We start from the raw sequence: 26,238 nt of genomic DNA on the forward strand, positions 1-26,238 counted from the left end.
AGACTGTCTGAATTTTTCAATTCTCTTGGTCACATTCATGATTTTAGCCTCCTGATATACAGCATTTCCAATGTTCGGAGCACATTATCTTCAAGCTTTATATTTTATATTTTATAATATATAATCTTGATTACATTATAATAGTCATTTCATTTTCAGTCAATCTAAAGGGCTGCTCTGCGCAACACAAATTTTAACCCCAATTTCAAACTTTTCCCAGCTTGTGTCTTACTGCTTGAATACGCTAAAGCTCTTCCCGTTTCAACGCGTCAATCAGTGAGGTCATGGCCATCCGCATGTGCTGTTCCAGATCAAAGCAGGCCTGATCCATATTTTTTTCCTCAGCCGCGCTGAGAATCCGCCGGTGGAATTCCTGGGAGAGATCATTGTTGAGATGCTCAATCAAATACCGGCGCATGTACCGCTCCACCTGATAGTGCAGCGTTTTGATCAGCTCCAGCAAAAAAGTATTGCCGCAGCGTCCGTAAAGCACCTTGTGAAGTTCCAGATTGAGCCTGCTCAGGGCTTTCCCCGTCTCTGCCCGGTCCAGCTGCTCAATGAGCTGGGCAGCTGCTTTAAAATCCTTTTTAGTCAGCCTGGGGATGGACATGGCTAAGGCGCCCTTTTCTATCAGGATCCGGGTCTCGAAAACCTCTCTGGCCCGCTCGCTCGAAAGTTCGCTGACAAAAGCGCCTTTATTGGGGTAAAAAGTGACCAGACCTTCCGTCTCCAGGTTTCTGAGTGCTTCCCGTACCGGAATCAGACTGCTGTCAAAACGTCTGGCGATCTCCTCCTGTTTCATCTGAGTACCTGCTTCAATCTCGCCATTCAGGATGGATTCCCTGAGCTCCTCGGCTATGATCGCCGGCAGATTTTGATAGGTCTTGCCTTTTTTCTTCAGATCGAGTGCCATGTCAACAACCCTTTCAGCGGACTAATCTAGCTTTCAACTTTTGCCATTCCCAAAGTCAAGCCGCAACCTATGTTTTTGTTTTAAGTATACCAGAAATGCCTCTCCCCTGAAGCCCCATTTACGCACACTGAAGAACGTGGTAACATTATGAGCAAATCATCAGCGTTTCCAAGGAGGCACCTAAACTTGAAAAAGAACATTAAAGAATTTTTCCTTATCAACCTTGGTCTAGCCATGGTTGCAGCGGGCATCTATTTCTTCCTGGTGCCCAACAATGTCGCCGCCGGCGGCGTCAGCGGCCTGGCCATGGTCATCAATTACTATCTGCCAGAGATCCCAATTGGCGCCTTTATGATGATGATGAACGTGATCCTGTTTATCATTGGGATTATTTTTATTGGCAAGGACTTTGGCGTTCGAACCATTTACTCCAGTCTGATGCTTTCAGGCATGATCTGGTTGTTTGAATCCCTCTTCCCCCTCACCGAACCGCTGACCGGAGACATCCTGCTGGAAATGATCTACGGGATCATGCTGGCGGGCGGCGGCATGGGCATTGTCTTCCTCAACAACGCCTCAACGGGTGGGACGGACATCATTGCCAAAATCCTCAATAAGTATTTTCAGATCGCCATCGGCAAAGGTCTTCTTATGGCGGACTTTCTCATTGTCTCTGCCGCAGGCGTCACCTTTGGCATTCAGAGCGGCCTCTATGCGCTGCTGGCAGTCATCATCAACGGCTTTGTGATCGACGCGGTGATCGAGGGCCTGGAGACCAACAAACAGGTGACGATCATTGCCACCGAGGTGGATCAGATTACGCGGTTCATCATGGACGACCTGGGACGCGGCGCGACGCTGTATCAGGCCAGAGGTGCCTATACCAATGAGTCAAAGGAGATCATCATGACTATTGTGGACCGCAAGGAATTTATCCGGCTCAGAAATTACATCAAGTCGGTGGATCAGCGGGCATTCATTTCCGTCAGCAAAATTCACGAGACGCTTGGAGAGGGCTTTAAGAGTTTATTGCATTAGCGCCCTGTGAGCGCGAACGCCGGATAACTTTGACGCCCTCCACTTAACCGAAAGGACAGAGGCTAATGAGATCAAAAATACTGGTCGTGGGCAGTCTTAATATGGATCTGGTGGCCACGGTGGAACATCTTCCCCGGCTTGGGGAGACCGTGACGGGAAAGCGCTTTGACACTTATTCCGGCGGCAAGGGCGCCAATCAGGCGGTGGCTGCGGCGCGGATGGGGGCCTCTGTGGCCATGGTCGGCGCGGTGGGTCAGGACGATTACGGCAGGCGACTGCTGGAGGGTTTGTCCCGGGATGGGGTTGACGTTCAGGGTGTCCAAACGCTGCCTGACCTTCCAACCGGCGTCGCTGTGATCACGGTTTCTGCCGATGGTCATAATACCATCACCGTCATCCCCGGCGCCAACGGCGGAGTCCAGCCTTCTGACCTCGACCTGGCGGCGGACGCGTTCTCAGCCTGCGACCTGGTGGTCCTCCAGCTTGAGCTGCCTACGGACACTGTTCTTCGTGCGGCGCAGCTCGCCCATTCCTACGGTAAAAAAGTCATCCTCAATCCGGCACCCTATCAGACGCTGCCTGAGTCGCTGCTTCAACTTGTCGATGTGCTGGTGGTCAACGAGATTGAAGGCCTGCAGCTCAGCGGACGTGCGCCTGAGTTTCACGAGTCGGGTAAAGTCACCGGCGCATCCCCTTCAAAGCTGTCTGGTATGGTTTTTTCACCTGGCGATGTTATGAAGGCTTTGGTCGAGCTGGGCTTTCCTATTGTTCTCATGACTATGGGGGCTGACGGGGTTTATTACAGCGGCGAGGGTCGATCCGGCCACATTCCCGCCGTTAAGGTCTCTGCAGTGGATACGACTGCTGCAGGAGATACGTTTGCCGGTGCCTTTGCGGCATTTTGGCAGTCGGTTGGCCTGGAGAAAGCGGTCGAACTGGCGGTAGAGGCTGCCGGCATAACTGTCACCCGCCCGGGAGCGCAAGTCTCCATCCCATTTGAATGGGAATTGAGGGGCAAGTAAAATAATCCAAAGTGGTCAGGAGGACTTTCAGATGTCTGTGAAAATGTTGATTAAAGAATACAAAGATTACACCATTGCCATGCGCAGAGAATTCCACCAACATCCGGAGCCCAGCATGAAGGAATTGCGAACACAGAAGCGCGTCATGGAGGAGCTTGCCGCCATGGGCATAGAATGCCGGGAAGCTGGCGGTACCGGTGTTATTGGCTGGATTCGGGGCGCACTGCCAGGCAAGACCGTGGCGCTGCGGGCTGACATGGATGCTCTGGAGCTGCAGGAAGATAATGCTGTCCCATACAAATCTCAAACTGATGGCCTCATGCACGGCTGCGGCCACGACGGCCACACTGCCAGCCTGCTCGGCGCCGCCCAGATCCTCAAGGATCTCAAAAATGATTTTGAAGGCACCGTAAAATTGATCTTTCAACCCGGTGAGGAAACCGCCAAAGGGGCTCTCGCTATGATTGATGCCGGGGCTCTGGAGGATGTGGATGCTATCTTTGGTCTCCACTTGTGGAATGATGCGGAAGTGGGCAGAATTTCCGTAGAGCCCGGTCCCAGAATGGCTTCTGCAGGGATCTTCAAGATTCACGTCACCGGCAAGGGCGGCCACGGGGCCATGCCGCATCAGACAGTGGATGCTGCTGTGGTTGGGGCTTCCATCCTTCTGAATCTGCAGACCATTGTCAGCAGGGAGATCAATCCGCTGGATCCGGCGGTGGTGACCATCGGCAAAATCACTGCAGGGTCGCGGTTTAATGTCATAGCTGCGGAAGCGTTCCTCGAGGGGACGACGCGCTGCTTCAGCCATGAAGTCAACGACGCTTTTGAGGGGCAGATTCGGCGAATTTCGGAGAGCATCGCGCACTCTTTTCGGGCTGAGGCTAAGCTGGATTATGAGCAGCTGGTCATTCCTACAATTAACGATCCGGGGTTGTCTGAGATCGCTGCCCGGTCGGTGGATGCCCTGTTTGGTCCGGAGGCGCGGCAGAGTGTGCCTCAGAATACAGGGGGCGAGGACTTTTCCTTTTATGCAAAATATGCGCCTGCCGTTTTTGCCTTTGTGGGCTCGAAAAATACCGAGAAGCTCGAGCACTTCCCGCACCATCATCCGAAATTCGATATTGACGAGGATGCCCTGGGCATTTCCGCCGGGCTGTACGCGCAGTTTGCGCTGGATTTTTTAAAGGCTTAATGATTTAACGTTTTAACGGTTTAACGGTTTAATGGTTTAATGGTTTAGGCGGGTAAAACTAAAGCCACCACAGGTGCCCAATAAATTATGGGCAATTGTGGTGGCTTATTCATTTTGGAAACCTAGATCTTTAATCTGCCGGCTGCTCGCTTTCGATTGTCTTCAGTGTAAACAAGTGTATGCTCACGGCGACGCCTATAAAAACGAGAAGGAGCCTGATGTGAAAGTGATCCACCAGGATCATGGAGATGCTTAGGGTCAGCCACAGCATGGATAAAGCCGCGGTTCTGGCCTTGCGTCTGACGCCTCTGTACGTGATGTAGTCATAGAGGTATGGGCCCAGGATTTTATGGTTCATCAGCCAGTCGTACAGGCGCTTTGAGCTGCGCATGTAACAATAGGAGGCCAGAAGCAAAAAAGGGGTCGTAGGCAGGACGGGTAATACGACGCCAATGATTCCGAGAATCAGGGCAAGACTGCCGGCCAAGATCAGCAAATGTTTTTTTAGTCTGCTCGACACCTGTTCACCTCCAAAATGTGGATTAAACGCCTTTTTACTTTTTCAGACATTTTGGGCAAGTCCCTTTGAAATAGACATTCTTGTCGTCAATGCCAAAGCCCTTTAACTCTTCCGATACAAGTGCCTCATCAATGACGCGAAAGTTGAAGATCTCGCCACAGGTGTTGCATTTAAAGTGCCCGTGAAAGTCGGTAAGGATATCATACCGCGCTTCATTTTCCACGATATCCAGCACTCTGACGAGCCCTGCTTTTAGAAACAGATTCAAGGTGTTGTAAACGGTAGCTCTGGACAGCGTTGGCACTTTAATCAGCAATTCGTTATAAATCATATCTACGGAAGGATGATTGTGGTGGGTCAGCAAATATTCCAGGATCATAAGCCGCTGCTGTGATGGGCGGACTTTGTGGACTGAAAGCATAGTGGTGAGCTGCTGGACGGTTGGGGGTTCATGCGCGTAGCCATCTGTTTGCTTTTTCGTGGCTTTCATTGGATTCCCAGCTTTCTCTTAGGATGATCTTCTCCTTGAAACCTTAGCCTAACGAAAGAAACCGCTATACTGAACCGGTGTAGATATTTTCTGGTTTTATAATGATTATAAGTTATTGTACTCTCATTCGAAATGAGCGTCAAGATTGGCGAAATGGTCGGTAAAGGTGGGGGACGCGGACGACTTCAACTTTGGTGACGCGGACAGCTTCAACTTTGGTGACGCGGACAGAAATGAAAATTGTACCGGAGCTTCAGATAACAATTCTCACTGACGTAAAAATGAACGCTTGTATTACAAAGACATTTCTGTCCGTCCCCAACCCAAAACCTGTCCGCGTCATCAACTCCCACTTCGTCCGCGTCCCCTTCCATTAAAAAGCCATGCCCGGCACTTGCCGGGCATGGCTTCAGCTCAACTTACAATCCATTTAACGACATTCAATAGTTTGGGGTCAGACACCAAAACAAAAATTCCTTCTTTGTCATAATTCCATAAAGCGAAACTGCTCTTTGTTAAATTAAAATCAAAAAAACTCAAATTAAATGATCTTTAATCACCACCTATCAAGAAGTGTTGCTCTGCTTTCAATCCCCTTCAATTAACACTTCAATTATTATATAATGGCGTTGGAATACCAATCCGTTAGTAGGTTTTACAAAAATGATTGAAATTTTTTTGATACTTTTTGTGAATCTATTAACAACTTTAGGAGGTTGTTATGAACTTCTCTTTGTCAAAAGAACACGAAATGCTTCGCGAACTGTATCGCAGCTTCACAGTTCAGGAGGTCAAACCTCTCGCAGAGGAAATCGATGAGGAAGAGCGCTTCCCGGTGGAAACCGTCGAAAAGCTTGCACGCTACGGCTTCATGGGGATCCCTTTTCCGAAGGAACTCGGCGGCAGCGGCGCAGGAAACCTGGCCTATGCCATGGCGGTCGAAGAGCTCTCAAAAGCCTGCGGCACCACCGGTGTCATTGTCAGCGCTCACACCAGCCTTTGCGCTGCACCTATCTACGAGTTTGGTACTGAAGCGCAAAAGCTAAAGTATCTCCCGCCTCTTGCCAAAGGCGAAAAAATTGGCGCTTTCGGCCTCACAGAAGCCAACGCTGGAACTGATGCCAGCGCCCAGCAGACTAAAGCGGTCCTCCAAGGTGACCACTACGTCCTGAATGGCAGCAAAATCTTTATCACGAACGCCGGTCATGCGGACACCTATATTGTCATGGCCATGACAGACAAAGCCGCAGGCACCAGAGGGATCTCGGCCTTCATTGTGGAGCGCGGTTTCCCGGGCTTTTCCATCGGCAAAAAAGAGAAAAAGATGGGCATTCGCGGTTCGTCTACCTGCGAGCTCATCTTCGAAAACTGCATAGTGCCAAAAGAAAATTTGCTCGGCAAAGAAGGCCAGGGTTTCAAAATCGCCATGAAAACGCTGGACGGCGGCCGTATAGGCATCGCTGCTCAAGCCCTTGGCATTGCTCAGGGCGCCATTGACGAGACTGTCAAATATGTGAAAGAGCGTAAGCAGTTCAACAGGCCAATTTCAGCCTTCCAAAACACCCAGTTCGAGCTCGCCGGTATGCAGACGAAAGTCGACGCTGCCCGTCTCCTGGTCTACCGTGCCGCCACCCTGAAGGAAGCCGGCGCGTCCTACGCCACCGAAGCCGCCATGGCCAAGCTCTACGCGTCAGAGGTCGCCATGGAAGTCACCACCAAAGCAGTCCAGCTGCACGGCGGCTATGGCTACACCCGGGAATACGGCATTGAGCGCATGATGCGCGACGCGAAGATCACTGAAATCTACGAAGGCACCTCGGAGGTCCAGAAAATGGTCATTTCGAGCGCAATGCTGAAATAGGAGGCCTGTCCCATGAAGATAATCGTATGCATGAAGCAAGTTCCGGATACCAATGAGGTCAAGCTGGATCCCGTCACCGGGACGCTGATCCGCGACGGTATTCCGTCCATCATCAACCACGACGACAAAGCCGGCCTCGAAGCCGCCCTTTGCCTGAAAGATCAGTATGGCGCTCACGTCACCGTCCTCACCATGGGACCGCCGCAGGCCGACAAGGCCCTGCGGGAAGCCCTGGCTATGGGCGCGGACCGCGCTATCCTCCTGACAGATCGCCGTTTCGCCGGAGCGGATACCTGGGCGACGTCCCTGACGCTCGCCAGTGCCATCCGCAAGATGGATTACGATCTCATCATCGCCGGCCGCCAGGCCATCGATGGTGACACAGCTCAAGTCGGCCCTCAAATCGCAGAAAAGCTCAGCATCCCTCAGGTCAGCTACGTGGAGGACCTCGAGGTCGAGGCTGGCCAAGCTTCCATCATAGTCAAGCGCATTTTCGAGGAAGGCTATCACCGCATCCGCGTCAAGTTCCCTTGCCTGATCACAACCCTGGCAGAGATGAACACGCCGCGCTACATGTCCGTTGGGGGCATAATGGCCGCTTATAATGAAAAGCAAGTCGAAACCTGGACCCTGGACCAACTGGACATGAACCCGGACCACGCCGGTCTCAAGGGCTCGCCAACCAAGGTCAGAAAGTCCTTTACCAAAGCGCCGAAGGCCCCGGGCAAGAAATTCAACACCGAGCCGGACGCAGCCGCCAGACTCATTCTGGACGCGCTCAAAGAACGCTTCATTGTAGAATAACGCTGATTCGATCAGGAGGTATAGCATGGAAATCCAAAATTATTCTGATGTCATGGTCTTTGTCGAGCAGCGTGAAGGCCACGTCCAAAAGGTGTCCCTCGAACTCATTTCCAAAGGCAGAGAGATTGCCGATGAGCTCGGAGCCCGCCTAAAAGCCGCCGTTCTCACAGCGGGTCTGACCCACCCTGTTCATTCGCTCATCGAACTGGGCTGCGATGAGGTCATCCTCGTCGAGCATCCAATCCTTGAACCTTACACCACGGAGCCTTATACCAAAGCGCTCACAGAAGTCATACGCGCCCACAAGCCGGAGATTGTCCTGTTTGGGGCAACGACCATCGGCAGAGACCTGGCACCTAGGGTTTCTTCGCGGCTGGATACCGGCCTCACCGCGGACTGCACGAAGCTGGAGGTCGACCTTGAAAGCCGAAATCTTCTGATGACGCGGCCGGCGTTTGGGGGCAACATCATGGCGACGATTATTTGTCCAAACCACCGTCCGCAAATGTCGACGGTGCGTCCCGGTGTCATGCAGATGGCGGAACCGGTTATTGGTCGAATTGGCGTCTGCAGGAATTTTGAGATCGCGTTCTCGCCGGAGGATCAGCACGTGGAAGTGCTCGAGGTCGTTAAGGCGAGCAAGAAAAAGGTCAATATTGAGGATGCGACGATTCTGATCTCCGGCGGTCGCGGCATTGGCTCGCCGGAAGCGTTCCCGATTCTGGAGTCCCTGGCGGACAAGCTGGGCGGCACCGTGTCTGCTTCCAGGGCTGCGGTGGATGCCGGCTGGATCGATCGAAACCACCAGGTCGGCCAGACCGGAAAGACGGTGCGCCCTGACCTGTATATTGCCTGCGGTATTTCAGGCGCTATTCAGCACCTTGCGGGCATGGAGGAGTCTGAGTTTATAGTGGCAATCAACAAAGATGAAGGCGCGCCTATTTTTGACGCCGCGGATCTCAGCATAGTTGGGGATGTCCATAAGATCATCCCCGAGCTGATCCGGATTTTGCCGGAGCTTGGGAATAGAAACGCGCAGTAGGGCATAAGCCGATGGGCGTTAGCATTAGGACATAAGCAGTACGGATTAAAAGGTAAGGCGTCAGGAAAACGGTTTTCAGCAAACCATTTTCCTGACGCCTTTTTATTTTAGTGTCACCCAACTTACCGTGTCGATTTTGCTGTCAAGTCCGGCAATTCTTCAATCCATGTCTTTAAAGTTTCGAAGTTGCCCTGTCTGTGATGGGACAGATCTTCCTCCCCTTTGTGAATCAGGTGATCCGTCAACAGGAAGGTGTCCATACCCAGATCCGCAACGCACAGGTCTTCTTTGGCATCATTGCCAACCATCAGGCATTCTTGCGGCTCTTTTTTGAGGGCCTTTAAGACGTCTCTGTAATAATCCAGGTTTGGCTTACAATGGCTGCAATTCTCGTAGGTGGTCACCAGCGAAAAGTCCTCTGGTTTTAAACCCGCCCACTGAATTCTAAAATGCGTCGCTATGGCAGGAAAAAGCGGATTGGTGGTCAGAGCCAGGGTATAGCCTTTGCGCTTTAGCAGGTCGACGCATTCGCGGGCCAAGGGATTTTGGCTGGCGACTACTTTAGCTTTATCGAATTCCGTCATATAAAATTCTTCAAGCAGAGGTCTCAGGGCATTGGCATCACCCTCGTAGACGTTGTCGAACACACGCCAGAACTTTTCCTCATTGGTCATGGGACCGTCGTTTCTGACCATGGCTTCCGTACCGGTCCAGATCGCTTTGAAAAGCGGTTTAGGCTCTATGCCCCTGGATGCCATCATCTTGCCCATTAGTCCAAAATAAGTTTCCAGAAATTGATCCTGATCCAAGGGAAGCAAAGTCCCGTCCAAATCGAATAATACGGTATTCATAACGCCATAACCCCATTTCTCAAGCGCTTGCGCTTAGCTAGAAAGTTTACCTTTCAAAGTTTACCATAATCGAATTGAAAAAGGTAGTTAAGGCATGGTGACAATATGGGAATTATTGCGCCTTAGCTCTGTCCCAAAGTTCAGTTCGGTGCCTGTCACTGAGTTAAGTTTGGTGCCTGTCACCAAGTCAAGTTCGGTACCTGTCACCGAGTTCATCTCGGTGCCAGAGCTTCACACAATTCACTACAATTTGTTTTTTACTGCTCAGCTGCTTGCATCAGCGCGTCTTCGATTGCCTTCAAAATCACCTTGCTGCTGTAAGAAGCGCCCACTACCAAATCGACGTCGAGAGATTGCGCCTGCAAAACAATCTCAGGCAAAATTTCAGCATTTGCCCCCTGGCCGTGCTTGTGCTCGATCAACTCAATCGAAACAATTTTATGATTTTTAAGCTCAACTTGAACTTCGGCTTCCACTGGAAGCGCAGAATGACTGCCTGTAAAGACGCCATCCTTTGTCTGATCCAGATCAATATCCGCCAGTTCCAACGCCATAAGCCCATTCAAATTGCTCTCAATTTTTTTCATAACCACCTGCGCAGCCAGGAAAATCAACACCAGCACTATCAAAATCCCAATGAGCAGTTTTTTCTTTTTAGACACTTCATCCCTCTCCTCTACAACAAATGATCCACAATTTTCTCCAAATCTTGATAGGCTTGATCTTCTGTCATATCCCCGGCGCTTGAAAAGCGCAGTGTCAGCAGTCCCTGTACGGAATAGATCATCAGCTTTGCCACAATCTCAACGTCTTCCGGTTTTAGAATGCCATTTTGAACAAAAGCGCCAAAGGTTTCCGACCACATAGAAGAAAAATCCGGATCATGACTTTGATCTTCCGAGCCTCCAATGGATTCAACATCAGGTTTGGTCAAAGGATAAAAATAGAAAAATCTAAAGACCTCCGGATGTTCAAAGAAGTAACCCATATACAGTTTAAATACTTTCTTGATATCTTCCTTATTTTTAACCGGTGATGACATCTTTGACTTAACGGCTTCAACGAGCTCCTGGATCATGAGCTGCCGCGTCTCCCACAATAACGCATTTAGATCTTTGAAATAATTGTAGATTGTCGCATAAGAATAACCTGCCGCATCAGCGACTTTACGGACCGTCAGCTGGTCAGCCCCCTCATTTTTTACGGCTGCAATCGCGGCTTCAAGGAAGTAGTTTTTCATGCGCTTCTTTTTGATTTCTTGACGTTCCTCAGGGTGCAAGTGGTTTCATCTCCTCCACGGGCAATTATTTACACTGCCGTTCAAAAATTCGAACAGAAGGTAAACAACAATATGTAATATTAACGTTGTTAATTATATGGACAAAAAATCGAATTGTCAAGTTGAATGCTAGCAACAGTCCTTGATCTTCTGCGACGGAATAGGATCCCCATATGTTATCGCATCCCAAAGTTATAAGCTTCCCTCAACCAATCCAGAAGCTCTTCATCCAGGTCTTCCTGCGCGGAGAGGATGAGGTGATGCATCCATCGGCCAGGGTAGGGCTCTACAGATTCAACGATTCGCGGGCTCACAACTTGGTGGTTCAGGCTTAAGCTCAGGATGAAATAGTGCTCCGGACGTCCCTTGACTTTGTGGATTGGCAGCCAAACGTAGGCAAAGCTCTTGCCTGAGGAAAATGAGATTTGGGTCTTTTGAACCTTGCGCGTTACGTCACCCAGCGCATAAAGGAGGGGTTCCAGCGCCTGATAAAGAGGCAGCACACAAGGATCCGCCGCGAAAAACGCGTCTATGTCATTTGTTGTTGGTGTAGTCTCAGCATCTTGCATTCAATTAGCCTCCTTCCGCAAGTTTTATTCAGCGTACGTTAATTATACCCATTGCGAGGCCGTAAAAAAGCAGCCCGCATTAATCGCCGGGCTGCTGAGGATTACATCATTCGCAAAACTAACAGACGTGCAGACTGTAACCGCGTACCCGGGTTGCTGGCGCAGCGAGGAGGCAAATCAATATTACAATTTCATTACCGTCCGCCCCAAGTCAAAACCTGTCCGCGTCCCCAGATTAAAACCTGTCCGCGTCACCAACCTTCAACTCCCCACATTACTTCCCCCTGCTGTGATAATGGGTGTGCAGCAGCTCGTGGGACTTGTGGCCCAGGGGCTCTCCCAGCCAGGTTTCATAAAGCTTCAGGACATCCGGATTCTTGTGGGACTTGCGGATTGGCTGTGCTTCATCAATCTTGTAAAGGGCGTCCATACGCTTCTCCCTGACATCGTTGGTCGAGCGGATCGGCTGTCCGCCGCCGCCCAGGCATCCGCCCGGACAGGCCATAATCTCAATAAAGTGATAAGGCGACTCACCCCTTCGAATCTGCAACATCAGCGTCTTGGCATTGGAAAGACCATTGGCGACGGCAACCCTGAGGACAACCTCATCCCCAATCGCAACTTCTGCTTCCTTGATCCCCTCAAGACCTCTGACCTCTTTGAACTCGAGGCTCAACAGTTCCTCCCCGGTCACGACTTCATAAGCTGTGCGAAGCGCGGCCTCAGTTACGCCACCGGTAGCACCAAAGATCGCGCCGGCTCCGGAACCAATGCCAAATGGCGTATCGAAGGTTTCCTCCTCGATCTCAGCAAACTCAATGCCGGCAGAGCCAATCATGCGCGCCAGCTCCCGGGTCGTTAAAACCGCGTCCACCTCACGAACACCGCCGGAAGTCATTTCAGGCCTGGCCGCCTCATATTTTTTCGCGGTACAAGGCATAACAGACACCGTGAAAATATCCGATGGCGCCAGCCCCTTCAGCTCCGCATAATAGGTCTTCGACAGCGCCCCAAACATCTGCTGCGGCGATTTGCAGGTGGACAGATGGTCTAACAAGTCATCGTAAACACCTTCGATGTAATTGATCCATCCGGGAGAACACGAGGTGACCATCGGCAAAACGGGCTTTTCTCCTTTGGAGAGTTGGGACAGCCTTGACAGCAGCTCATGGGACTCCTCCATAATGGTGAGGTCTGCGGTGAAATTGGTATCGAAAACCTGGTCAAAGCCCAGGCGCCTCAGCGCCGCCACGGTCTTGCCCGTGACAATTTCGCCCTTCGGCAGGCCAAAAGCGTCCCCGAGGGCCACGCGCACCGCAGGGGCAACCTGGACAATGACGTGTTTCGAAGGATCCTCAATGGCTTCCCAGACCAGGTCCGTATCATCCTTTTCCACAATGGCGCCGGTCGGGCACACCGCCGCGCACTGGCCACAGAAGACGCATAGGGTGTCCTCCAGCGGCATTTCGTAGGCCGGCGCAATGTTGAACCGGGTGGATCGGTGGGAATGGGTCAGGACGTGAACCTCCTGAACGTTCTGGCAAGCCTCCACACAGCGACCGCACTTGATGCATTTGCTGGAGTCCCTGACCAGGGACGGATTGGTATTGTCCAGAGGCAGCGCGTCGACTGCGTCCTCCAAATGAGTGCGCGAAATGTTAAACCGCTCGCAAAGGTCCTGCAGCTCGCAGTTCCCGTTGCGGTGGCATTTCAGGCAGTCCTGGTTGTGGTTGGCCAGCATCAGCTCCAGGATCCCCCGCTGCATGTCCCTGACTTTCCTTGTGTTGGTCAGAACCTCCATACCTTCCCAGACCCGGGTCGAGCAGGCGGCAGACAGCTTCCGGCTGCCCTTGACCTCAACGACGCAGATCCTGCAGTTGGCCTTGATCTCCTGGTCCGGATGGTAGCAGAGGTGCGGAATGTTGACCGCGACCTTCTTCGCCGCTTCCAGCACCGTCGTCCCCTCTGGCACCTGGATCGTCTTATGGTCAATGGTCAGTTGAATGTCCTTCATGCCCGCTCCCCCCTTTCGCCCTTAAAGCTGTGTTTGCCGATGGTTTCGCCCACAGCCACCCCAGCCGCACTTGCCTTTACATTTGCATTTGCCTTCAGACCCGCCTCATCCCCCTCGCCGAACGCGCCCAGCTCAAACACCTCTGGAAAATGCCGAATCGCCGAAAGCAGCGCGCTCTGAGCTGTCTCGCCCAATCCGCAGAATGAGCAGTTTGACATAATGGTCGCAAAGCGCTTAGCGGTTTCCAGGTCATCCGGCCTTGGTGCGCCGTCCGCAAAGCGGGCAATGATCCGCCCGATCTGCCGGTTCCCTTCCCGGCACGGCGTGCATTTGCCGCAGCTTTCGTGGATGAAAAAGTCCTGGATGGACTCAAGGAATTCAATCACGGAAGTGCGGTCGTCCACCACCAATATGCCGCCGGAGCCTACGTCGAGCCCGGCCTTGGCCAAGTCCTCGTAGGTATAAGGCGTGTCCAGCAGCGAGGCAGGTGCTATTCGCCCCGAAGCCCCGCCCAGCTGTACAAGTCTGAGTATCCGTCCTTCTTCAAGACCTCCGCCGATGGTTTCAATAATGGCCCTCAAGGTCATCCCAAAAGGGATCTCATAAGCGCCGGGTCGCCTGACATTGCCTGCCAGGGAGATCAGCTTCGTTCCCGGTGATTTCTCTGTGCCGTAAGCTTTGAACTCCTCAGCGCCAAAATCCAGAATCGCCGCGGCAGCCGACAGCGTTTCTACGTTGTTGACCAGCGTCGGCTTTTGAAAAAGTCCGCATTCTTTTATAAACGGAGGCTTGATCCGCGGTCTCCCACTTTTGCCCTCCATGGATTCAATAAGGGTGGAGCCTTCGCCGCAGACGTAAGCCCCGGCGCCGGAATAGAGCGTTATGTCGAAGCTGAAGTTTGTGCCTTGGATGTGGCTGCCTAACCACTGATTAGTTCTTGCCTGGTCTATGGCTTTTTGGAGCTTTGGCCTCAAATGGCGGTATTCCTCCCTGAGATAGATATAGCCATGTTTTGCGCCCACCGCATAACCTGCTATGGCCATGCCCTCCAGCAGCCTGAAGGGATCCTTTTCCATCAGGGTCCTGTCTTTGAAGGTGCAGGGTTCTCCTTCATCCGCGTTGCAGATGACGACCTTGTCATCTCCGGGGACATCCGCGGCCTGACGCCACTTGATCCCGGTGCTGTAGGCGGCACCGCCCCGCCCCTGAATGCCGGACGCAGTGATGATCTGAATGAGCTCCGCCGGGGTCAGACCCAGAGCGCGCTTCAACCCGCCAAATCCGCCAATGGCAAGGCAGCTGGCAAGATCGTCCGGATTGTGCTTGTCAAAATGCGCTGTAATAAAACTGACCGTATTAGGCACGCGCTTCGCCCCCTTTCTCATAGCGGGCCAGGGCGTCCCTGACGTCCTCTTCCGTTTTCAACGGCCCGTAGACGACGCCGTTGACCCGGATTGCCGGAGATATGTCACAGGCCCCAAAGCAAGGCGCTGCCTCAAGATGGTATTTTCCATCCTTTGTCGTTTCTCCGGTTTTTATGTCCAGGATGCCCTCCAAGGCCTCTTTTAGCCTGCGGCTTCCCACCACCTTGCACACAACGCTGTCACAAAACTGAATGACAATATCCGCCCGCGGCACGTCCGAGAGCGCTTCGTAAAATGAGATGACATCGTAGACCCTGCTGAGGGGCAGGTCGAGTTTCTCACCCACATAAACCGCTATTTCTTTTGGGAGGTACTGCTTTGGCGTGATGTCCTGAATGTCGAGCAGCATGCCGACGAGACGTGTTGGATCCTTGGCGAAGCGCTCGAGGATGCTGTCGATCTGAACCATCAGCTCTGGCGTAAGAATGGTCGTGTGGGCAGGCTTGTACAGACTGTCTGAACCTTGGTGTGTATTGGATGTGTTCGTCACATAGGCGTTCATAAAATGCCCTCGCTTTCATTTAAAAATTGCAGCTGTCTATTCTAAACCTGGAAGTGAGAAATCGAAATGCTGTTTACATAATTTACATTATGAACATTATGAACTTTATTAGGTTAATTATACACCTAATGCCTTTCCCATAGCAAGATTGCTGGTTTGAAAAACGGACAACATAAAAGCCTCCCTTATTTCCAGTCATGAGGCTCTTCACCATGACTAAAACAAAGGAGGCTTGAAGAGGGCATATGAATTTCACTTCATCCTAAAGGTCTCATAGCCCTTGTATAGGACCGTTGCCACCAGAGGATCCCGGCGCAGCGCGTTCAGAACATCTTTTACCTCGTCGCAGCCCCGTCGCTCCAAAAATGCCTCAATTTCAAACTGGTTCATGGGATGGCGCTTGATGATGCTGAGCACCGCCTCGCGATCATCTTCAATATCGCTGTGAAAACCATTCGATTCCAGCAGGTCGATTGGCAGCCCGCCCAAAATGTCGACAGCCCGCCCCATGACCTCGGGGTCAACCGCCTCCACCTCCGGCTCAGCCGGCGGGCGCACCACGGTGTTGATGTAGAGCCGGTCATAACGCAGCGTCTCAAGCAAGGCCTTAAACCCCGAAAGAGCAGCCTCGTCGTCATTGATCCCTTTGACGAGCATGATCTCAATCCAAAGCTGGCCTTTATATCTTTGAGAAAACACACGCAGCCCTTCAATCACCTGATCGAACTTCAAAGACCCATGCGGCCGATTGATCCGTTTAAACACACCCTCATCCGCAGCGTCAAGGGAGGGCAGTACTAAATCCGCTCCCATCAGCGCCTCTTGCACACGTTCGTCATAAAGCAGCGCTCCATTGGTAATCACCGCTACCGACTTCTCACTCAACCGCTTCAACCCGCGTATCAATTTACCCAGGTCCGCATAGAGCGTCGGCTCTCCTTCTCCCACAATGGTGATGACGTCAAACGCAGTACCGCCTTCAATTACAGCCTTCGCCTCATCCAGGATGTCCTCTACAGAGAAGTAATTCTGCCTCGTGTTCGTCATGTGATCTGTCCGGCCCAGCTGGCAGTACACGCATGCGTAATTGCAGGTTTTCTTTGGAATTGGACTGACGCCCAGCGACAATCCAAGCCGTCTCGATGGTACCGGGCCATAGACATAGTCAGGTGTTTTCATGACGCACCTCGCTTTGGTTAAGTCTCTAATGACCGCAATTCCCATGCTCGCCATGGTCATGGGCATGCTGATGCTCGTGGCAGATGGAGCCAGTGGATTCGAGCTCGCCTTTCAGGTAAAGCTCAGCCGCTTCTTTCGCAGTGTTGCGAACTCCCACAACGACCTCGATTCCTTTTTCATTGAAAATCTGGACCGCACCGCCGCCCATTCCGCCGGCAATGATGACGTTGACGCCAAGGTCGTTCAGGAAGTTCGGCAGAAATCCCGGCTTGTGCCCTGGATTGGCCACGACCTCATGATTAACCACTTGTTCGCCCTCAACATGAAATACATTGAAATTCTCGCAATGGCCAAAATGCCCTGCCACCATACCGTTGTCACTTGCGACTGCAATTTTCATAAAACGCCTCCACCTTCTAATTTTTTATGCCGATGGTCACCCAACGCCACATTGCCCGTCAAGGGACCATCGGCATGATAATTTTCTCTAGAGCTTACCAAGAGCGCCCCGCATGAGGTCTGAATAGTCCTCGAGTCCCGTCACCTCTTTAGCCAGGGGTGTGAGCGGCACCAAGTCCCGTCGATCCACGTGAGAAAGATCAAACTTGCGGTTCAAAGCCATCAGCTGTCTTAGACCGGCCGAGATCCGCTCCAGGTACGAGTAAAGCCCAATGGCCCCCGTGCTCATGGCGTCAGCCTCGTCCCCGTAAATGGCGCGCAGCGGCTTCACCTCACTGAAGAGCGTTTCCACAGTACCGCCAAACCGCGAAAGGTCCTGAGGCAGTTTGTCTTCCTTGAGCAGCTCACCCAGGCGCTTGCCCGTCATTGCCGCTGCCATGGCCGCCCGGCCTATGCCCACCAGGCTGACATAAGGTGCCCCAAGAGCCAGACCCTTGAACACGTGATCCTCCATGGAAAATCCACCGGTAATGGCTACCTGCGGCAGGTCATAGCCTTTCTCTTCCATGGTCTTAAGGATCTCGTAAACCAGGCTTTCGAGCACCACTGTTGGGATGCCCCATTCATTCATCATCTTCACAGGACTGTTGCCCGTGCCGCCACCGGCCCCGTCCAGGGTCACCAGGTCCACCCCTTCTTCAGAGGCAATTCTCAGGATTCGCGCCAGGTCTTCCGGATCAAAAGGCCCTGTCTTGAAGCAGATCCGCTCTGCGCCCAGCGCCCGCAGTTCAGCGATGCGCTTTTTCAGCGAAACCTCGTCCCACATTGGCAGCCTGCCTACCTTTTCAAAGACCGGGCCTTTGCCTTCATTGAAACGGGCGGCCACCTCAGGATCCGTCGGATCCGGGAACACGAGGTAGCCCATGTTTTTCAGCCTGAGCGCGTCCTCCAGCGTCCGCTGGAGTCCAAGCCCCTGAATGCCCTTGGCCGCCTGGCCAAACTTCAGCTCCACCGACTTGACGCCGAGGTGCTGCAGCGCGTAGTCCAGGACTCCGAGGCGCTCGTCGTCTTCGTTTGCCTGAAGGACAATGTCCCCGTAGCCGCGTTCGAACTTCCGGAACGCCCCGACCATGTCCGCGATCAGCGGCGCCGCCTTCACACGGCCGTTTTCGAGAACCAGACCCTTGTCCTTGGCCACTACGTCCTCGCCTATGACCACCAGCACGCCGGCCATTGCCGCGCCGGCAAAGTAATCCTGCCAGTTCAGCTTAGCCATGGCGGGTAAGACAATCGGCAGCCTCAGCTTTAAAGGATGCTTTTTGCCGATGCTCGTCTCGACCTTCACCTTGGCATAAGTGGCGGCGTCCGAGTCCTCAGTGGTCCCCCTGGCGCCGAATACGCGGCCGTTGATGTTGAGGTGGGAGAAGTCTAACGGATAATTCTTTTCCGAAGCGAACTGACTGGAATCTGCTGCGAAGGGATAAATGGCTTCCGGACCCCTGAGGGCTGAAAGGCCAATCTCACAGCTGCCGGGGCAATCCATGGTGCAGACGGCGCACATGCCTGAAAATGGGGAGGTGTGAGCCTCGGTGCGCATGCGGGTGTTGGTGACCGTGGTACCTAGTGAAGGGCTAAAGGACATGGTTAAGCCTCCTTATGTAGGTTGTGGGCCTGTGATGACTTCTTGCTGTGTAAGCCTATACCGGATTTATACCCTACGCTTCCAGCAGCGGCGCGATTTCTTCCAAATAATTTTCGTGGATCAGCTCAATCATGCCTGCATCGCAGGATGCGGCGATCCTGGTGTCGATAGGGAGCTTCGCCAGCACTTTTATGCCATGGGATGCCGCTACCTTCTCTATATTGCTTTCCCCGAAGATTCTATGCTCTTTGTCACAGTCCGTGCATTTGAAGTAGGACATGTTTTCGACGATGCCATAGATTGGGATGTTCATCATCTGCGCCATTTTGACCGCTTTCGAGACGATCATGGACACCAGCTCCTGCGGCGAGGTAACGATGATGATACCATCGACCTTGATGGATTGGAAGACGGTCAGCGGCACATCCCCTGTGCCCGGCGGCATGTCGATGAACAGATAGTCCACATCTTCCCAGATCACTTCTGTCCAGAACTGCTTGACTGTGCCGGCGATGATCGGGCCGCGCCATACAACAGGGTCGGTATCGTTTTCCAGCAGCAAGTTGATCGACATGATGTCAATGCCTGTCACGCTTTTAACTGGCAGAATGCCTGTATCCGTTCCGATCGCTTTTTTCTTGATACCAAACGACTTTGGAATGGACGGACCGGTGATGTCGGCGTCCAGGATGGCTGTATGATGGCCACGTCGGTTCATAGTCACAGCTAACAGTGACGTCACCAGAGACTTGCCTACGCCTCCTTTGCCACTGACTACACCAATCACCTTTTTGATATTGCTCAGGTGGTGGGGCTGCTCTGTGAAGTCCGTTTGGTTCTTTGTTCTGTCCGCGCAGTCGGCGCTGCACGAACCGCAATCCAGTTGGCAAGTTTCGCTCATTTAAGTTCCTCCTAAAAATGTAATTTCATATTGGTGACGCGGACAGGTTCTGGGTTCAACTGAGTGTCTGACACCAAGTTCAACTGAGTGTCTGACACCAAGTTCAACTGAGTGTCTGACACCGAGTTCAACCGAGTGTCTGACACCGAGTTCAACTGAGTGTCTGACACCGAGTTCAACTGAGTGTCTGACACCGAGTTCAACTGAGTGTCTGACACCGAGTTCAACTGAGTGTCTGACACCGAGTTCAACTGAGTGTCTGACACCGAGTTCAACCGAGTGTCAGACACCGTAATAATTCTGTAATATTACAAAGTCCAAATTCCCGTCTGCCCTGCCCTTTTTAATCTACGACCGGTATATTGTGAAATCCTGTCACCCGCTTTGGGACGCCTTCAAACAAAAGCTTCATCACCTTGGCATAGACCTCTTTGATGGCTTTGCCTGATGAACATGGAAACGCCACCACACTCTGACCTTGATTGGTCGCTTCGACCACCATGCCATCGAAGGGAATCAAGCCCGCGAGCGGCAATTGCAGCGTCTCGCACAACTTTTCAATTTCCCTGGTCTGACCCGGATTGGTGTCGTATTTGTTGACGCAAACCACGACTTCCGTCTGAAACTGACGGGCTGTCTCAATAATTCGCTTCATATCGCTCACTCCGGAGACTGAAGGCTCCGCCACAATCAATACCAGATCCACGCCGCTGATGGACGCAATGACCGGGCATCCTATGCCTGGAGATCCGTCAATAATAGCGAGGTCAACCGCCTCAGGCAAAACCTGCACCGCCTCCTTGAGCTGCTTTTTGACTTCTGACACCAATTTGCCGGAAGTCCCGCTTCCCATTTTGAGCTGGGCCGTAGAAAATACCGCGCCCTCTTTATAGAGCTTCAGTTCCCCCGCAACTGCCGGATGCATTCTTACAGCCCCCACCGGACATACCGCTTCACAGACACTGCAGCCTTCACAGGCAAAGGGCTCTACCACATAGCCGCCTTTTTCCTTAAGGTTCTCTATGGCATCAAAGCGGCAGCTTTCCCTGCAGAGATCGCATTCTATGCAGGACTCTGTGTCGATGACGGCTTTCTGGAGTCCATAGTACGGAGTCAACACCGGCTGTTCGTCAGAGTGCTGCAGGATCAGGTGGAGGTTGGGGGCGTCGACGTCACAATCGGCAAACGCCTTGGCTTTTGAAAGCGCTACGAAAGCGCTGGCCACCGTCGTCTTGCCGGTGCCGCCCTTACCGCTGAGAATCAGGAGCTGTTTCACGCGCAGCCGCCTCCTTCACTTTGAGCAGCAGCTCTGAGAAAAGCGCCGCATAGTGGGCCTGAACCCGAACCAGAATTTCCCCGTTTGAATTGATCGCACCCAGCTCAAGATCAAAGGGGATCTCACCCAGAACAGGAATACCCTGTTCGATACAGAATACTTCTGAAGGATTCGGCGAATCTTCCAGACACTTATTCAGCACCACGCCGTGAGGCTTTTCGAACAACCTCACCAACTCATGGACCATCGCCAGGTTGTGGGCGCCAAAGAGGGTCGGCTCCGCCACCATCAGGCAATAGTCCGCGTCCTTGATGCTCTCCATGACCACGCAGGCGCTCCCAGGCGGGCAGTCAATCAGCGTCAGGGTCCCATCTCCAGGCGCCTTTGCGAGCACCTCTTTGATGATGGGCACACCAGACGCCTGGCCCGGCTTCAAAAATCCAGAATGGACCTCCACCGTTTCCGAGGTACCGCTCAAGAGTTTGCCGATGGTCTTATCCCACTCACTTATAGCCCGTTCAGGACACACGATCGCACAGCCTCCACAGGCGTGGCAGACATCGTCAAACACCATGACTTTTTTGTTTATGTACGCAAGTGCATTAAACTTGCAGAAATCGACGCACTGACGACAGCCCGAGCAGGCGTCGTGGTCTATCTTCGGGATCTTGACACTGACGGGCTCCTCCACCGGATTTTCCGGCTTAAAGTAGAGGTGGCCGTTAGGCTCCTCCACATCACAATCCAGATAAGCGGCGCGTTGCGCGGCGGCGGCCAGATTCACGGAGACCATGGTTTTTCCTGTGCCGCCTTTTCCGCTGAGCACAGCGATTTTCATGCTAATGCCCCCCATCTCCATGACCATGGAAGCCAGCGTGGAATTCATTAAGCGTTGCCAAAAGGCCTGAATTAAAGGCGGTAAGGTTTTCCTTTGCAGATGGATATTCAGTTTTGTAGATCTTCATTTTAGCTGCAGTCAAAACCTCCGCCGCGTTCTGTCCACATCTTGGAGTGAGAAGGGCTTCGATTTGTTGGTCTACAAGGAGCTGGGCCGCTTTGACGCCCGCCCCGCCCTGACTGTTTGCCGCAGTGTTTTCAATAAAAGTCAATTCATTGGACACCGTATCCTTTATTAAATAATATGGTGCTCTGGCAAGGGATGCGCAGACCGCTGTGCCTGGATGGTTTTCGTCCACCGGAATTGCAATTTTCATATACAAGCCTCCTATAAATTAATCGTGTCTTTCAAACTAATTTTCTGCTCTTGAGTCATCCTATAAATTGTAATAGCTTCTCTCAAGGCGCTGACCCCGAGATTTGAGCAATGCATTTTGTGGGCCGGAAGTCCGCCCAAGGCGCTTGCAATGTCCTCTTCAGTTATTGAAAAAGCTTCCTCCAGCGTCTTTCCCTTGGCGAGCTCTGTGGTCATGCTGGATGTCGCTATGGCGGCGCAGCAGCCATAGACGAGATAACTAATTTCCTCGATGCGGTTATCTTTGACTTTAATGAACATCTTCAAAGCGTCTCCACAATCCGGATCCCCTATGATCCCTACAGCGTCGGCATCCTCCATGCTGTAAACATTGCATGGATTGGTAAAATGGTAGAGCACCTCCTGCGAATAAATCACGCGTCTCCCTCGCTTTTCATCTTGGCTTGAAGTTGAGCTGCAAACTCACGTCGGCACCAGCCGCACCCGTACATAGGCTCTTCCTCATCGCAAAGTTTATAGTCTCCGCCTTCTATCTTTAGGATCTTGCCATTGACAAGCGACTCCGCGATTTTCTTTCGGGCCTCGTTGTAAATTCTCTGAACCGTCGTCCTGGCCACGTTCATTCTCTCCGCGCATGCTTCCTGCATCAGACCTTCCAGATCAATCAGCCGAATGGCTTCGTACTCTTCAACTGACATGCAGACTATTTCCGGTTCACCTTCACTTGGCGTTAACGGTCCGAAAAGATTGCTTTCTGGTAAACAACAGACGCGCCGCCATTTTCTTGGTCTGGACATTGAATGTGCTCCTTTCGCGAAAATTATGGGCATATGTCATTATCGACTTTAATTTTACTCCGTTTTAGGCATATGTCAATAATAATAAGTAATATTCAGCAACAAAAAAAGAATGTAATTGATGCCAGTTAGAAAGCCATTGCTCCACCAACTATACATCAACTACATTCCCGACCTGCCTTGTCCCGCACTATTGACAGCGCTTTATTGTAAATATTTCCTCTTCAAAATTAACGTCATCCGCTCATAAGTGTCCTGAAAACTTTAAAACCAGGTTTAGAGTTTGCTGGACACTAGCTTCACCGCAAGACTTCCAATCATTGCAAGAGCGAACACCAGATAGAAGATCGTATGATAGCCTCCGAACCAATCTACCAAAAGACCTGAACTAATGACGCCAACCACTGCGCCTATACCATAGGCCGTAAATACTACACCATAGTTTTGGCTGTAATGGAGCGTTCCAAACAGGGACAAGGTAGACGCAGGCGCAATAGCCAACCAGCCGCCCAGGTTAAACCAGAAAATTGAGAACGCCAAACCAAAGGCAATCGGACTTAAACCTTTCGAAATAATCATTAATAAAGATGCCATCATAATGGACAGAAAAGAGAACAATGCAGCGCTTCTGAAGGAGAAGCGGTCGGTCAGCCACCCAAAAGCGGGTCTGCCAATGCCATTAAACACAGCGAAGAAGGACATTAAAAGTGCCGCACCGCCCTGGGAGAGGCCTACCCATTCAACTGCAACTTTTCCGGTCATCCCTATGAGCATCAAGCCAATCATTGTACCTATCAAAAAAGCAGCATACAGGATTTTGAATGACTTCGTCTTTATCATTACTGCGGATGGATATTCCATCTGTCGCTCATGACGCGTTCCCTGGGTTGTGTCTGCCTTGGATCTTAAGCGCTGACCCTGATTAGTTTTTTGATCCGGACTCCAATGCTCAGGAGGATATGACAGAAAAAGAGCCAATAAGGGGATAATCACACCAAAAGCAGCACCCAGGACTTTAAACGTCTGCATCCCCCCATAAATCTCGATCAGCTGCCTTGCAAGAGGCGCAGTTACGAGGGGCGACAATCCAAACCCCACAAGAACCAATCCAACCGCAAGCCCCTTTTTATCCGGGAACCACTTCGCCACTACTGCCATAGGTACACCGTAAGCAATACCTACCCCTGCGCCAATGACAACGCCATAAGTTAGTGTCAGCACATAGATATTGGACGCATAAGCAGACCCAATCCAACCGGCACTTATGAGCAGCGCACCAACTGTTATGACAAGCCGAGGGCTGAAGCGGCTCAAATACTTTCCGGAGATCAGCATAAACAATGCATAAAAAGCCAGCGACACCATATAAGGCAATCCGCTCAAAGTCGTCCCAATGCCAAAGGTCTGTTCAACAGGAATCCTAAAGACACTCCAGGCATAGACCGTTCCAAGGCACATCATCAGAAGATTGCCTGTCAGGACATATAACCAGCGGAAAGTCTGTCGACCTGTCCCGGAAAAAGCTGCATTCTGAATCATGTCATGACCTCACTTTCGTAGAATTTATCCTCCAGATCATAAACGACCTGATCCCTGATTTGGTCTATTCGCTTCTCCAAACACGCCCGGATCCATGGATATTTGATACTCAGCATTCTGGCTGCCAGGATCCCCGCATTTTTCGCATTATTGATTCCTACCGTCGCAACCGGAACTCCTGCGGGCATCTGGACAATTGACAGCAGCGCATCCAAGCCTTCCAATGTTTTGAGCTGTATCGGAACACCAATGACCGGAAGTGTCGTTAAAGACGAGACCATGCCCGGAAGGTGCGCAGCGCCACCAGCGCCAGCAATCACGATTTCAAGCCCCCGCCTGGCCGCTGACTTTGCGTATTCCACCATCCGTTCCGGCGTGCGGTGCGCAGAAACCACCTTAATCTCAAAGGGAATCCCCAGAGATTTCAATTCTGAGGCCGCAAGCCTCATCACCGGAAAGTCTGACTCACTCCCCATAATGATCCCGACGAGCGGCTTGCCACTATCCTTCACATTATTATTCACGCTCTCACCCTCTCCAATCCTTCATCTGATACTTCAATAGAAATCGATTTCATGACAGACTCAGCCTTTGAACGCGCGGCTTCGACACTTTCCCCCAGCACAGTTACATGGCCAAGCTTACGCAGAGGACCTGTGTCCTTTTTTCCATACAAATGCAAATAGCAGGCTTCCTCTTCCATCAGATACTCCGTGCCCCTGAGCTTATATTCGCCTGTGCCCTCGTCCGGCCCCAGCAGATTCCACATGACACAAGGAGCCAGCAGCGTACTCGACCCCAGCGGCATCCCTGTGATCACCCTGAGCAGCTGTTCAAACTGGGAGGTAACACAGGCCTCAATGCTGTAATGTCCGGAATTATGAGGACGCGGTGCAATTTCATTCACCAAAATGTTATAATTCTCATCCACAAAATACTCAACGCAAAAGATACCATAATCGCCAATAGCCTCGATGATCTTCGTTGTGATGCGCTGGATCTCTAACTCAGTTTTCTTGGGCAACCTGGCAGGAACACTTGAATGAATTAAAATGCCATCCCTGTGCACATTTTCCGATATGGGATAGAGCATGACGCCATCAGACCCTCTCGCGGCTAGGATGGAGACTTCTTTGATGTAGTCCACATAACTTTCCGCCATGATCTCTTCGCCCTCAAAAGCCTTCCAGGCCGCCTCAAGCTGATCCTGCGACTTAACAATTTGTGTCCCTTTGCCGTCGTAGCCATCCCTGCAACTCTTCAGGACCATCCTGGAGCCAAACTCTAAAAACGCTGCCTTTAGCGCTTCCAGGGACTCTATCCTGAGAAACGGCGGCACCTGAATGTCATGCTGCTTCAGAAAACTCTTCTGTACATACTTGTCCTGTATGAGCCCAAGGCTTTTAGCCGATGGCAGCACGCACGCACCCTCCGCCTCAAGCTTAGTCAGCTCGGCAAGATCAATGTGCTCAAACTCGAAAGTAATCACATCCACTTTGCGGGAGAGACTGCGCAGCGCGTCACCATCTGAATAGGCCGCCACGATTTGATAATCTGCAATCTGACCCGCCGGTGAATCCGGCTTTGGATCCAGCACGGTGACACTATAACCCATACGCTTCGCCACGACTGCTAGCATCCGCCCAAGCTGCCCTCCGCCAATAATGCCAATTTTTCCTGGCGGGTGCAGCCTTCTAATCCTATTTTGGTTCACCTCTTGAACAACTTGTTTCGATTCTGACATCTGATGTATCTTCACTCCTCAACC

Annotated in this window: 28 protein-coding genes; 6 read left to right on the forward strand and 22 right to left on the reverse strand. The window is 51.9% G+C overall.

Annotated features, from left to right (window positions below):
- Positions 1–244 precede the first annotated feature (244 nt).
- Complete coding sequence (locus OEL90_RS10080; protein ID WP_291400144.1) at positions 245–913, reverse strand: GntR family transcriptional regulator; 669 nt, start codon at positions 911–913, stop codon at positions 245–247.
- Between the two features lie 186 nt (positions 914–1,099).
- Between OEL90_RS10080 and OEL90_RS10085 the strand changes: the two genes are divergently transcribed.
- From OEL90_RS10085 to OEL90_RS10095, 3 genes are all read left to right on the forward strand, one after another.
- Positions 1,100–1,951 carry a YitT family protein gene (locus tag OEL90_RS10085; protein ID WP_291400142.1) on the forward strand — a complete coding sequence of 284 codons (852 nt, stop codon included), beginning with the start codon at positions 1,100–1,102 and terminating at the stop codon, positions 1,949–1,951.
- A 65-nt stretch (positions 1,952–2,016) separates the two neighbouring features.
- On the forward strand, positions 2,017–2,973 hold the full coding sequence (rbsK, locus tag OEL90_RS10090) for a ribokinase (RefSeq protein ID WP_291400140.1): 957 nt from the start codon (positions 2,017–2,019) through the stop codon (positions 2,971–2,973).
- Between the two features lie 31 nt (positions 2,974–3,004).
- Positions 3,005–4,168 (forward strand): amidohydrolase, encoded by a 1,164-nt coding sequence (locus tag OEL90_RS10095; protein WP_291400138.1) that lies wholly within the window; start codon positions 3,005–3,007, stop codon positions 4,166–4,168.
- Between the two features lie 130 nt (positions 4,169–4,298).
- Here OEL90_RS10095 and OEL90_RS10100 read toward each other — a convergent pair whose 3' ends face one another.
- Positions 4,299–4,688, reverse strand: coding sequence for a YbaN family protein (locus OEL90_RS10100; protein WP_291400135.1), 390 nt, complete (start codon positions 4,686–4,688; stop codon positions 4,299–4,301).
- A gap of 34 nt (positions 4,689–4,722) precedes the next feature.
- Positions 4,723–5,178, reverse strand: a complete 456-nt coding sequence (locus OEL90_RS10105; RefSeq protein WP_291400134.1) for a Fur family transcriptional regulator — start codon at positions 5,176–5,178, stop codon at positions 4,723–4,725.
- A gap of 721 nt (positions 5,179–5,899) precedes the next feature.
- Between OEL90_RS10105 and OEL90_RS10110 the strand changes: the two genes are divergently transcribed.
- From OEL90_RS10110 to OEL90_RS10120, 3 genes are read left to right on the forward strand one after another with little or no spacing between them, the layout of a single operon-like run.
- Positions 5,900–7,039 carry an acyl-CoA dehydrogenase gene (locus OEL90_RS10110; protein ID WP_291400130.1) on the forward strand — a complete coding sequence of 380 codons (1,140 nt, stop codon included), beginning with the start codon at positions 5,900–5,902 and terminating at the stop codon, positions 7,037–7,039.
- A 12-nt stretch (positions 7,040–7,051) separates the two neighbouring features.
- On the forward strand, positions 7,052–7,843 hold the full coding sequence (locus OEL90_RS10115) for an electron transfer flavoprotein subunit beta/FixA family protein (protein WP_300688328.1): 792 nt from the start codon (positions 7,052–7,054) through the stop codon (positions 7,841–7,843).
- A gap of 25 nt (positions 7,844–7,868) precedes the next feature.
- A complete protein-coding gene (locus tag OEL90_RS10120) occupies positions 7,869–8,885 on the forward strand; it encodes an electron transfer flavoprotein subunit alpha/FixB family protein (RefSeq protein ID WP_291400126.1) in 1,017 nt (338 codons plus the stop codon).
- A 122-nt stretch (positions 8,886–9,007) separates the two neighbouring features.
- Here the strand turns inward: OEL90_RS10120 and OEL90_RS10125 are convergent, their stop codons facing one another.
- The 19 genes from OEL90_RS10125 to purK form a co-directional block, all read right to left on the reverse strand.
- Entirely contained in the window at positions 9,008–9,736 is a 729-nt protein-coding gene (locus tag OEL90_RS10125; RefSeq protein ID WP_300688332.1) for an HAD family hydrolase, read from the reverse strand.
- Positions 9,737–9,993: 257 nt separating this feature from the next.
- On the reverse strand, positions 9,994–10,398 hold the full coding sequence (locus OEL90_RS10130; RefSeq protein WP_300688335.1) for an FMN-binding protein: 405 nt from the start codon (positions 10,396–10,398) through the stop codon (positions 9,994–9,996).
- Between the two features lie 14 nt (positions 10,399–10,412).
- Positions 10,413–11,015: a TetR/AcrR family transcriptional regulator gene (locus OEL90_RS10135; RefSeq protein WP_300688337.1), complete on the reverse strand. Its 603-nt coding sequence runs from the start codon at positions 11,013–11,015 to the stop codon at positions 10,413–10,415.
- 176 nt (positions 11,016–11,191) lie between these two features.
- A complete protein-coding gene (locus OEL90_RS10140; RefSeq protein WP_291400117.1) occupies positions 11,192–11,584 on the reverse strand; it encodes a DUF5655 domain-containing protein in 393 nt (130 codons plus the stop codon).
- A gap of 274 nt (positions 11,585–11,858) precedes the next feature.
- Positions 11,859–13,598, reverse strand: a complete 1,740-nt coding sequence (locus tag OEL90_RS10145; protein ID WP_291400115.1) for an NADH-dependent [FeFe] hydrogenase, group A6 — start codon at positions 13,596–13,598, stop codon at positions 11,859–11,861.
- Positions 13,595–14,962, reverse strand: a complete 1,368-nt coding sequence (locus tag OEL90_RS10150; RefSeq protein ID WP_300688341.1) for a complex I 51 kDa subunit family protein — start codon at positions 14,960–14,962, stop codon at positions 13,595–13,597. The genes OEL90_RS10145 and OEL90_RS10150 overlap by 4 nt, the downstream gene beginning before the upstream one ends.
- Positions 14,955–15,524, reverse strand: coding sequence for a complex I 24 kDa subunit family protein (locus OEL90_RS10155; protein ID WP_300688343.1), 570 nt, complete (start codon positions 15,522–15,524; stop codon positions 14,955–14,957). The genes OEL90_RS10150 and OEL90_RS10155 overlap by 8 nt, the downstream gene beginning before the upstream one ends.
- A gap of 252 nt (positions 15,525–15,776) precedes the next feature.
- Complete coding sequence (locus OEL90_RS10160) at positions 15,777–16,703, reverse strand: radical SAM protein (RefSeq protein ID WP_300688346.1); 927 nt, start codon at positions 16,701–16,703, stop codon at positions 15,777–15,779.
- Positions 16,704–16,728: 25 nt separating this feature from the next.
- Positions 16,729–17,103 carry a NifB/NifX family molybdenum-iron cluster-binding protein gene (locus tag OEL90_RS10165; RefSeq protein ID WP_291400107.1) on the reverse strand — a complete coding sequence of 125 codons (375 nt, stop codon included), beginning with the start codon at positions 17,101–17,103 and terminating at the stop codon, positions 16,729–16,731.
- A gap of 87 nt (positions 17,104–17,190) precedes the next feature.
- Positions 17,191–18,744, reverse strand: coding sequence for a glutamate synthase-related protein (locus OEL90_RS10170; RefSeq protein ID WP_291400105.1), 1,554 nt, complete (start codon positions 18,742–18,744; stop codon positions 17,191–17,193).
- A 73-nt stretch (positions 18,745–18,817) separates the two neighbouring features.
- Positions 18,818–19,645 (reverse strand): Mrp/NBP35 family ATP-binding protein, encoded by an 828-nt coding sequence (locus OEL90_RS10175; RefSeq protein WP_291400103.1) that lies wholly within the window; start codon positions 19,643–19,645, stop codon positions 18,818–18,820.
- Positions 19,646–19,988: 343 nt separating this feature from the next.
- Positions 19,989–20,921 (reverse strand): ATP-binding protein, encoded by a 933-nt coding sequence (locus OEL90_RS10180; protein ID WP_300688352.1) that lies wholly within the window; start codon positions 20,919–20,921, stop codon positions 19,989–19,991.
- Complete coding sequence (locus OEL90_RS10185) at positions 20,893–21,759, reverse strand: ATP-binding protein (RefSeq protein ID WP_300688355.1); 867 nt, start codon at positions 21,757–21,759, stop codon at positions 20,893–20,895. Before OEL90_RS10185 ends, OEL90_RS10180 begins: the two co-directional genes overlap by 29 nt.
- A gap of 1 nt (position 21,760) precedes the next feature.
- Positions 21,761–22,135 (reverse strand): NifB/NifX family molybdenum-iron cluster-binding protein, encoded by a 375-nt coding sequence (locus OEL90_RS10190; protein WP_291400097.1) that lies wholly within the window; start codon positions 22,133–22,135, stop codon positions 21,761–21,763.
- Positions 22,136–22,146: 11 nt separating this feature from the next.
- The gene (locus OEL90_RS10195; protein WP_330583694.1) at positions 22,147–22,551 is read right to left on the reverse strand and encodes an iron-sulfur cluster assembly scaffold protein; all 405 of its coding nucleotides are present in this window, start codon (positions 22,549–22,551) and stop codon (positions 22,147–22,149) included.
- The gene (locus OEL90_RS10200) at positions 22,548–22,931 is read right to left on the reverse strand and encodes a DUF134 domain-containing protein (protein ID WP_291400095.1); all 384 of its coding nucleotides are present in this window, start codon (positions 22,929–22,931) and stop codon (positions 22,548–22,550) included. Before OEL90_RS10200 ends, OEL90_RS10195 begins: the two co-directional genes overlap by 4 nt.
- Before the next feature lie 276 nt (positions 22,932–23,207).
- Positions 23,208–24,470, reverse strand: coding sequence for an L-lactate MFS transporter (locus tag OEL90_RS10205; protein WP_291400093.1), 1,263 nt, complete (start codon positions 24,468–24,470; stop codon positions 23,208–23,210).
- The gene (purE, locus tag OEL90_RS10210; RefSeq protein ID WP_300688389.1) at positions 24,467–24,946 is read right to left on the reverse strand and encodes a 5-(carboxyamino)imidazole ribonucleotide mutase; all 480 of its coding nucleotides are present in this window, start codon (positions 24,944–24,946) and stop codon (positions 24,467–24,469) included. The genes OEL90_RS10205 and purE overlap by 4 nt, the downstream gene beginning before the upstream one ends.
- A gap of 44 nt (positions 24,947–24,990) precedes the next feature.
- Positions 24,991–26,229, reverse strand: coding sequence for a 5-(carboxyamino)imidazole ribonucleotide synthase (gene purK / locus OEL90_RS10215; protein ID WP_291400091.1), 1,239 nt, complete (start codon positions 26,227–26,229; stop codon positions 24,991–24,993).
- Between the last annotated feature and the right edge of the window lie 9 nt (positions 26,230–26,238).

The organism is Acidaminobacter sp., from assembly GCF_030247605.1.
GTDB lineage: Bacteria > Bacillota > Clostridia > Peptostreptococcales > Acidaminobacteraceae > Acidaminobacter.

What these genes read in the sequence shown, in the direction of transcription:
- OEL90_RS10080 (WP_291400144.1), bottom strand. Translation starts at nt 913, where the DNA reads ATGGCACTCGATCTGAAGAAAAAAGGCAAGACCTATCAAAATCTGCCG.
- rbsK (WP_291400140.1), top strand. Translation starts at nt 2,017, where the DNA reads ATGAGATCAAAAATACTGGTCGTGGGCAGTCTTAATATGGATCTGGTG.
- OEL90_RS10095 (WP_291400138.1), top strand. Translation starts at nt 3,005, where the DNA reads ATGTCTGTGAAAATGTTGATTAAAGAATACAAAGATTACACCATTGCC.
- OEL90_RS10105 (WP_291400134.1), bottom strand. Translation starts at nt 5,178, where the DNA reads ATGAAAGCCACGAAAAAGCAAACAGATGGCTACGCGCATGAACCCCCA.
- OEL90_RS10110 (WP_291400130.1), top strand. Translation starts at nt 5,900, where the DNA reads ATGAACTTCTCTTTGTCAAAAGAACACGAAATGCTTCGCGAACTGTAT.
- OEL90_RS10115 (WP_300688328.1), top strand. Translation starts at nt 7,052, where the DNA reads ATGAAGATAATCGTATGCATGAAGCAAGTTCCGGATACCAATGAGGTC.
- OEL90_RS10120 (WP_291400126.1), top strand. Translation starts at nt 7,869, where the DNA reads ATGGAAATCCAAAATTATTCTGATGTCATGGTCTTTGTCGAGCAGCGT.
- OEL90_RS10125 (WP_300688332.1), bottom strand. Translation starts at nt 9,736, where the DNA reads ATGAATACCGTATTATTCGATTTGGACGGGACTTTGCTTCCCTTGGAT.
- OEL90_RS10140 (WP_291400117.1), bottom strand. Translation starts at nt 11,584, where the DNA reads ATGCAAGATGCTGAGACTACACCAACAACAAATGACATAGACGCGTTT.
- OEL90_RS10145 (WP_291400115.1), bottom strand. Translation starts at nt 13,598, where the DNA reads ATGAAGGACATTCAACTGACCATTGACCATAAGACGATCCAGGTGCCA.
- OEL90_RS10155 (WP_300688343.1), bottom strand. Translation starts at nt 15,524, where the DNA reads ATGAACGCCTATGTGACGAACACATCCAATACACACCAAGGTTCAGAC.
- OEL90_RS10160 (WP_300688346.1), bottom strand. Translation starts at nt 16,703, where the DNA reads ATGAAAACACCTGACTATGTCTATGGCCCGGTACCATCGAGACGGCTT.
- OEL90_RS10165 (WP_291400107.1), bottom strand. Translation starts at nt 17,103, where the DNA reads ATGAAAATTGCAGTCGCAAGTGACAACGGTATGGTGGCAGGGCATTTT.
- OEL90_RS10170 (WP_291400105.1), bottom strand. Translation starts at nt 18,744, where the DNA reads ATGTCCTTTAGCCCTTCACTAGGTACCACGGTCACCAACACCCGCATG.
- OEL90_RS10175 (WP_291400103.1), bottom strand. Translation starts at nt 19,645, where the DNA reads ATGAGCGAAACTTGCCAACTGGATTGCGGTTCGTGCAGCGCCGACTGC.
- OEL90_RS10185 (WP_300688355.1), bottom strand. Translation starts at nt 21,759, where the DNA reads ATGAAAATCGCTGTGCTCAGCGGAAAAGGCGGCACAGGAAAAACCATG.
- OEL90_RS10190 (WP_291400097.1), bottom strand. Translation starts at nt 22,135, where the DNA reads ATGAAAATTGCAATTCCGGTGGACGAAAACCATCCAGGCACAGCGGTC.
- OEL90_RS10200 (WP_291400095.1), bottom strand. Translation starts at nt 22,931, where the DNA reads ATGTCCAGACCAAGAAAATGGCGGCGCGTCTGTTGTTTACCAGAAAGC.
- OEL90_RS10205 (WP_291400093.1), bottom strand. Translation starts at nt 24,470, where the DNA reads ATGATTCAGAATGCAGCTTTTTCCGGGACAGGTCGACAGACTTTCCGC.
- purE (WP_300688389.1), bottom strand. Translation starts at nt 24,946, where the DNA reads ATGGGGAGTGAGTCAGACTTTCCGGTGATGAGGCTTGCGGCCTCAGAA.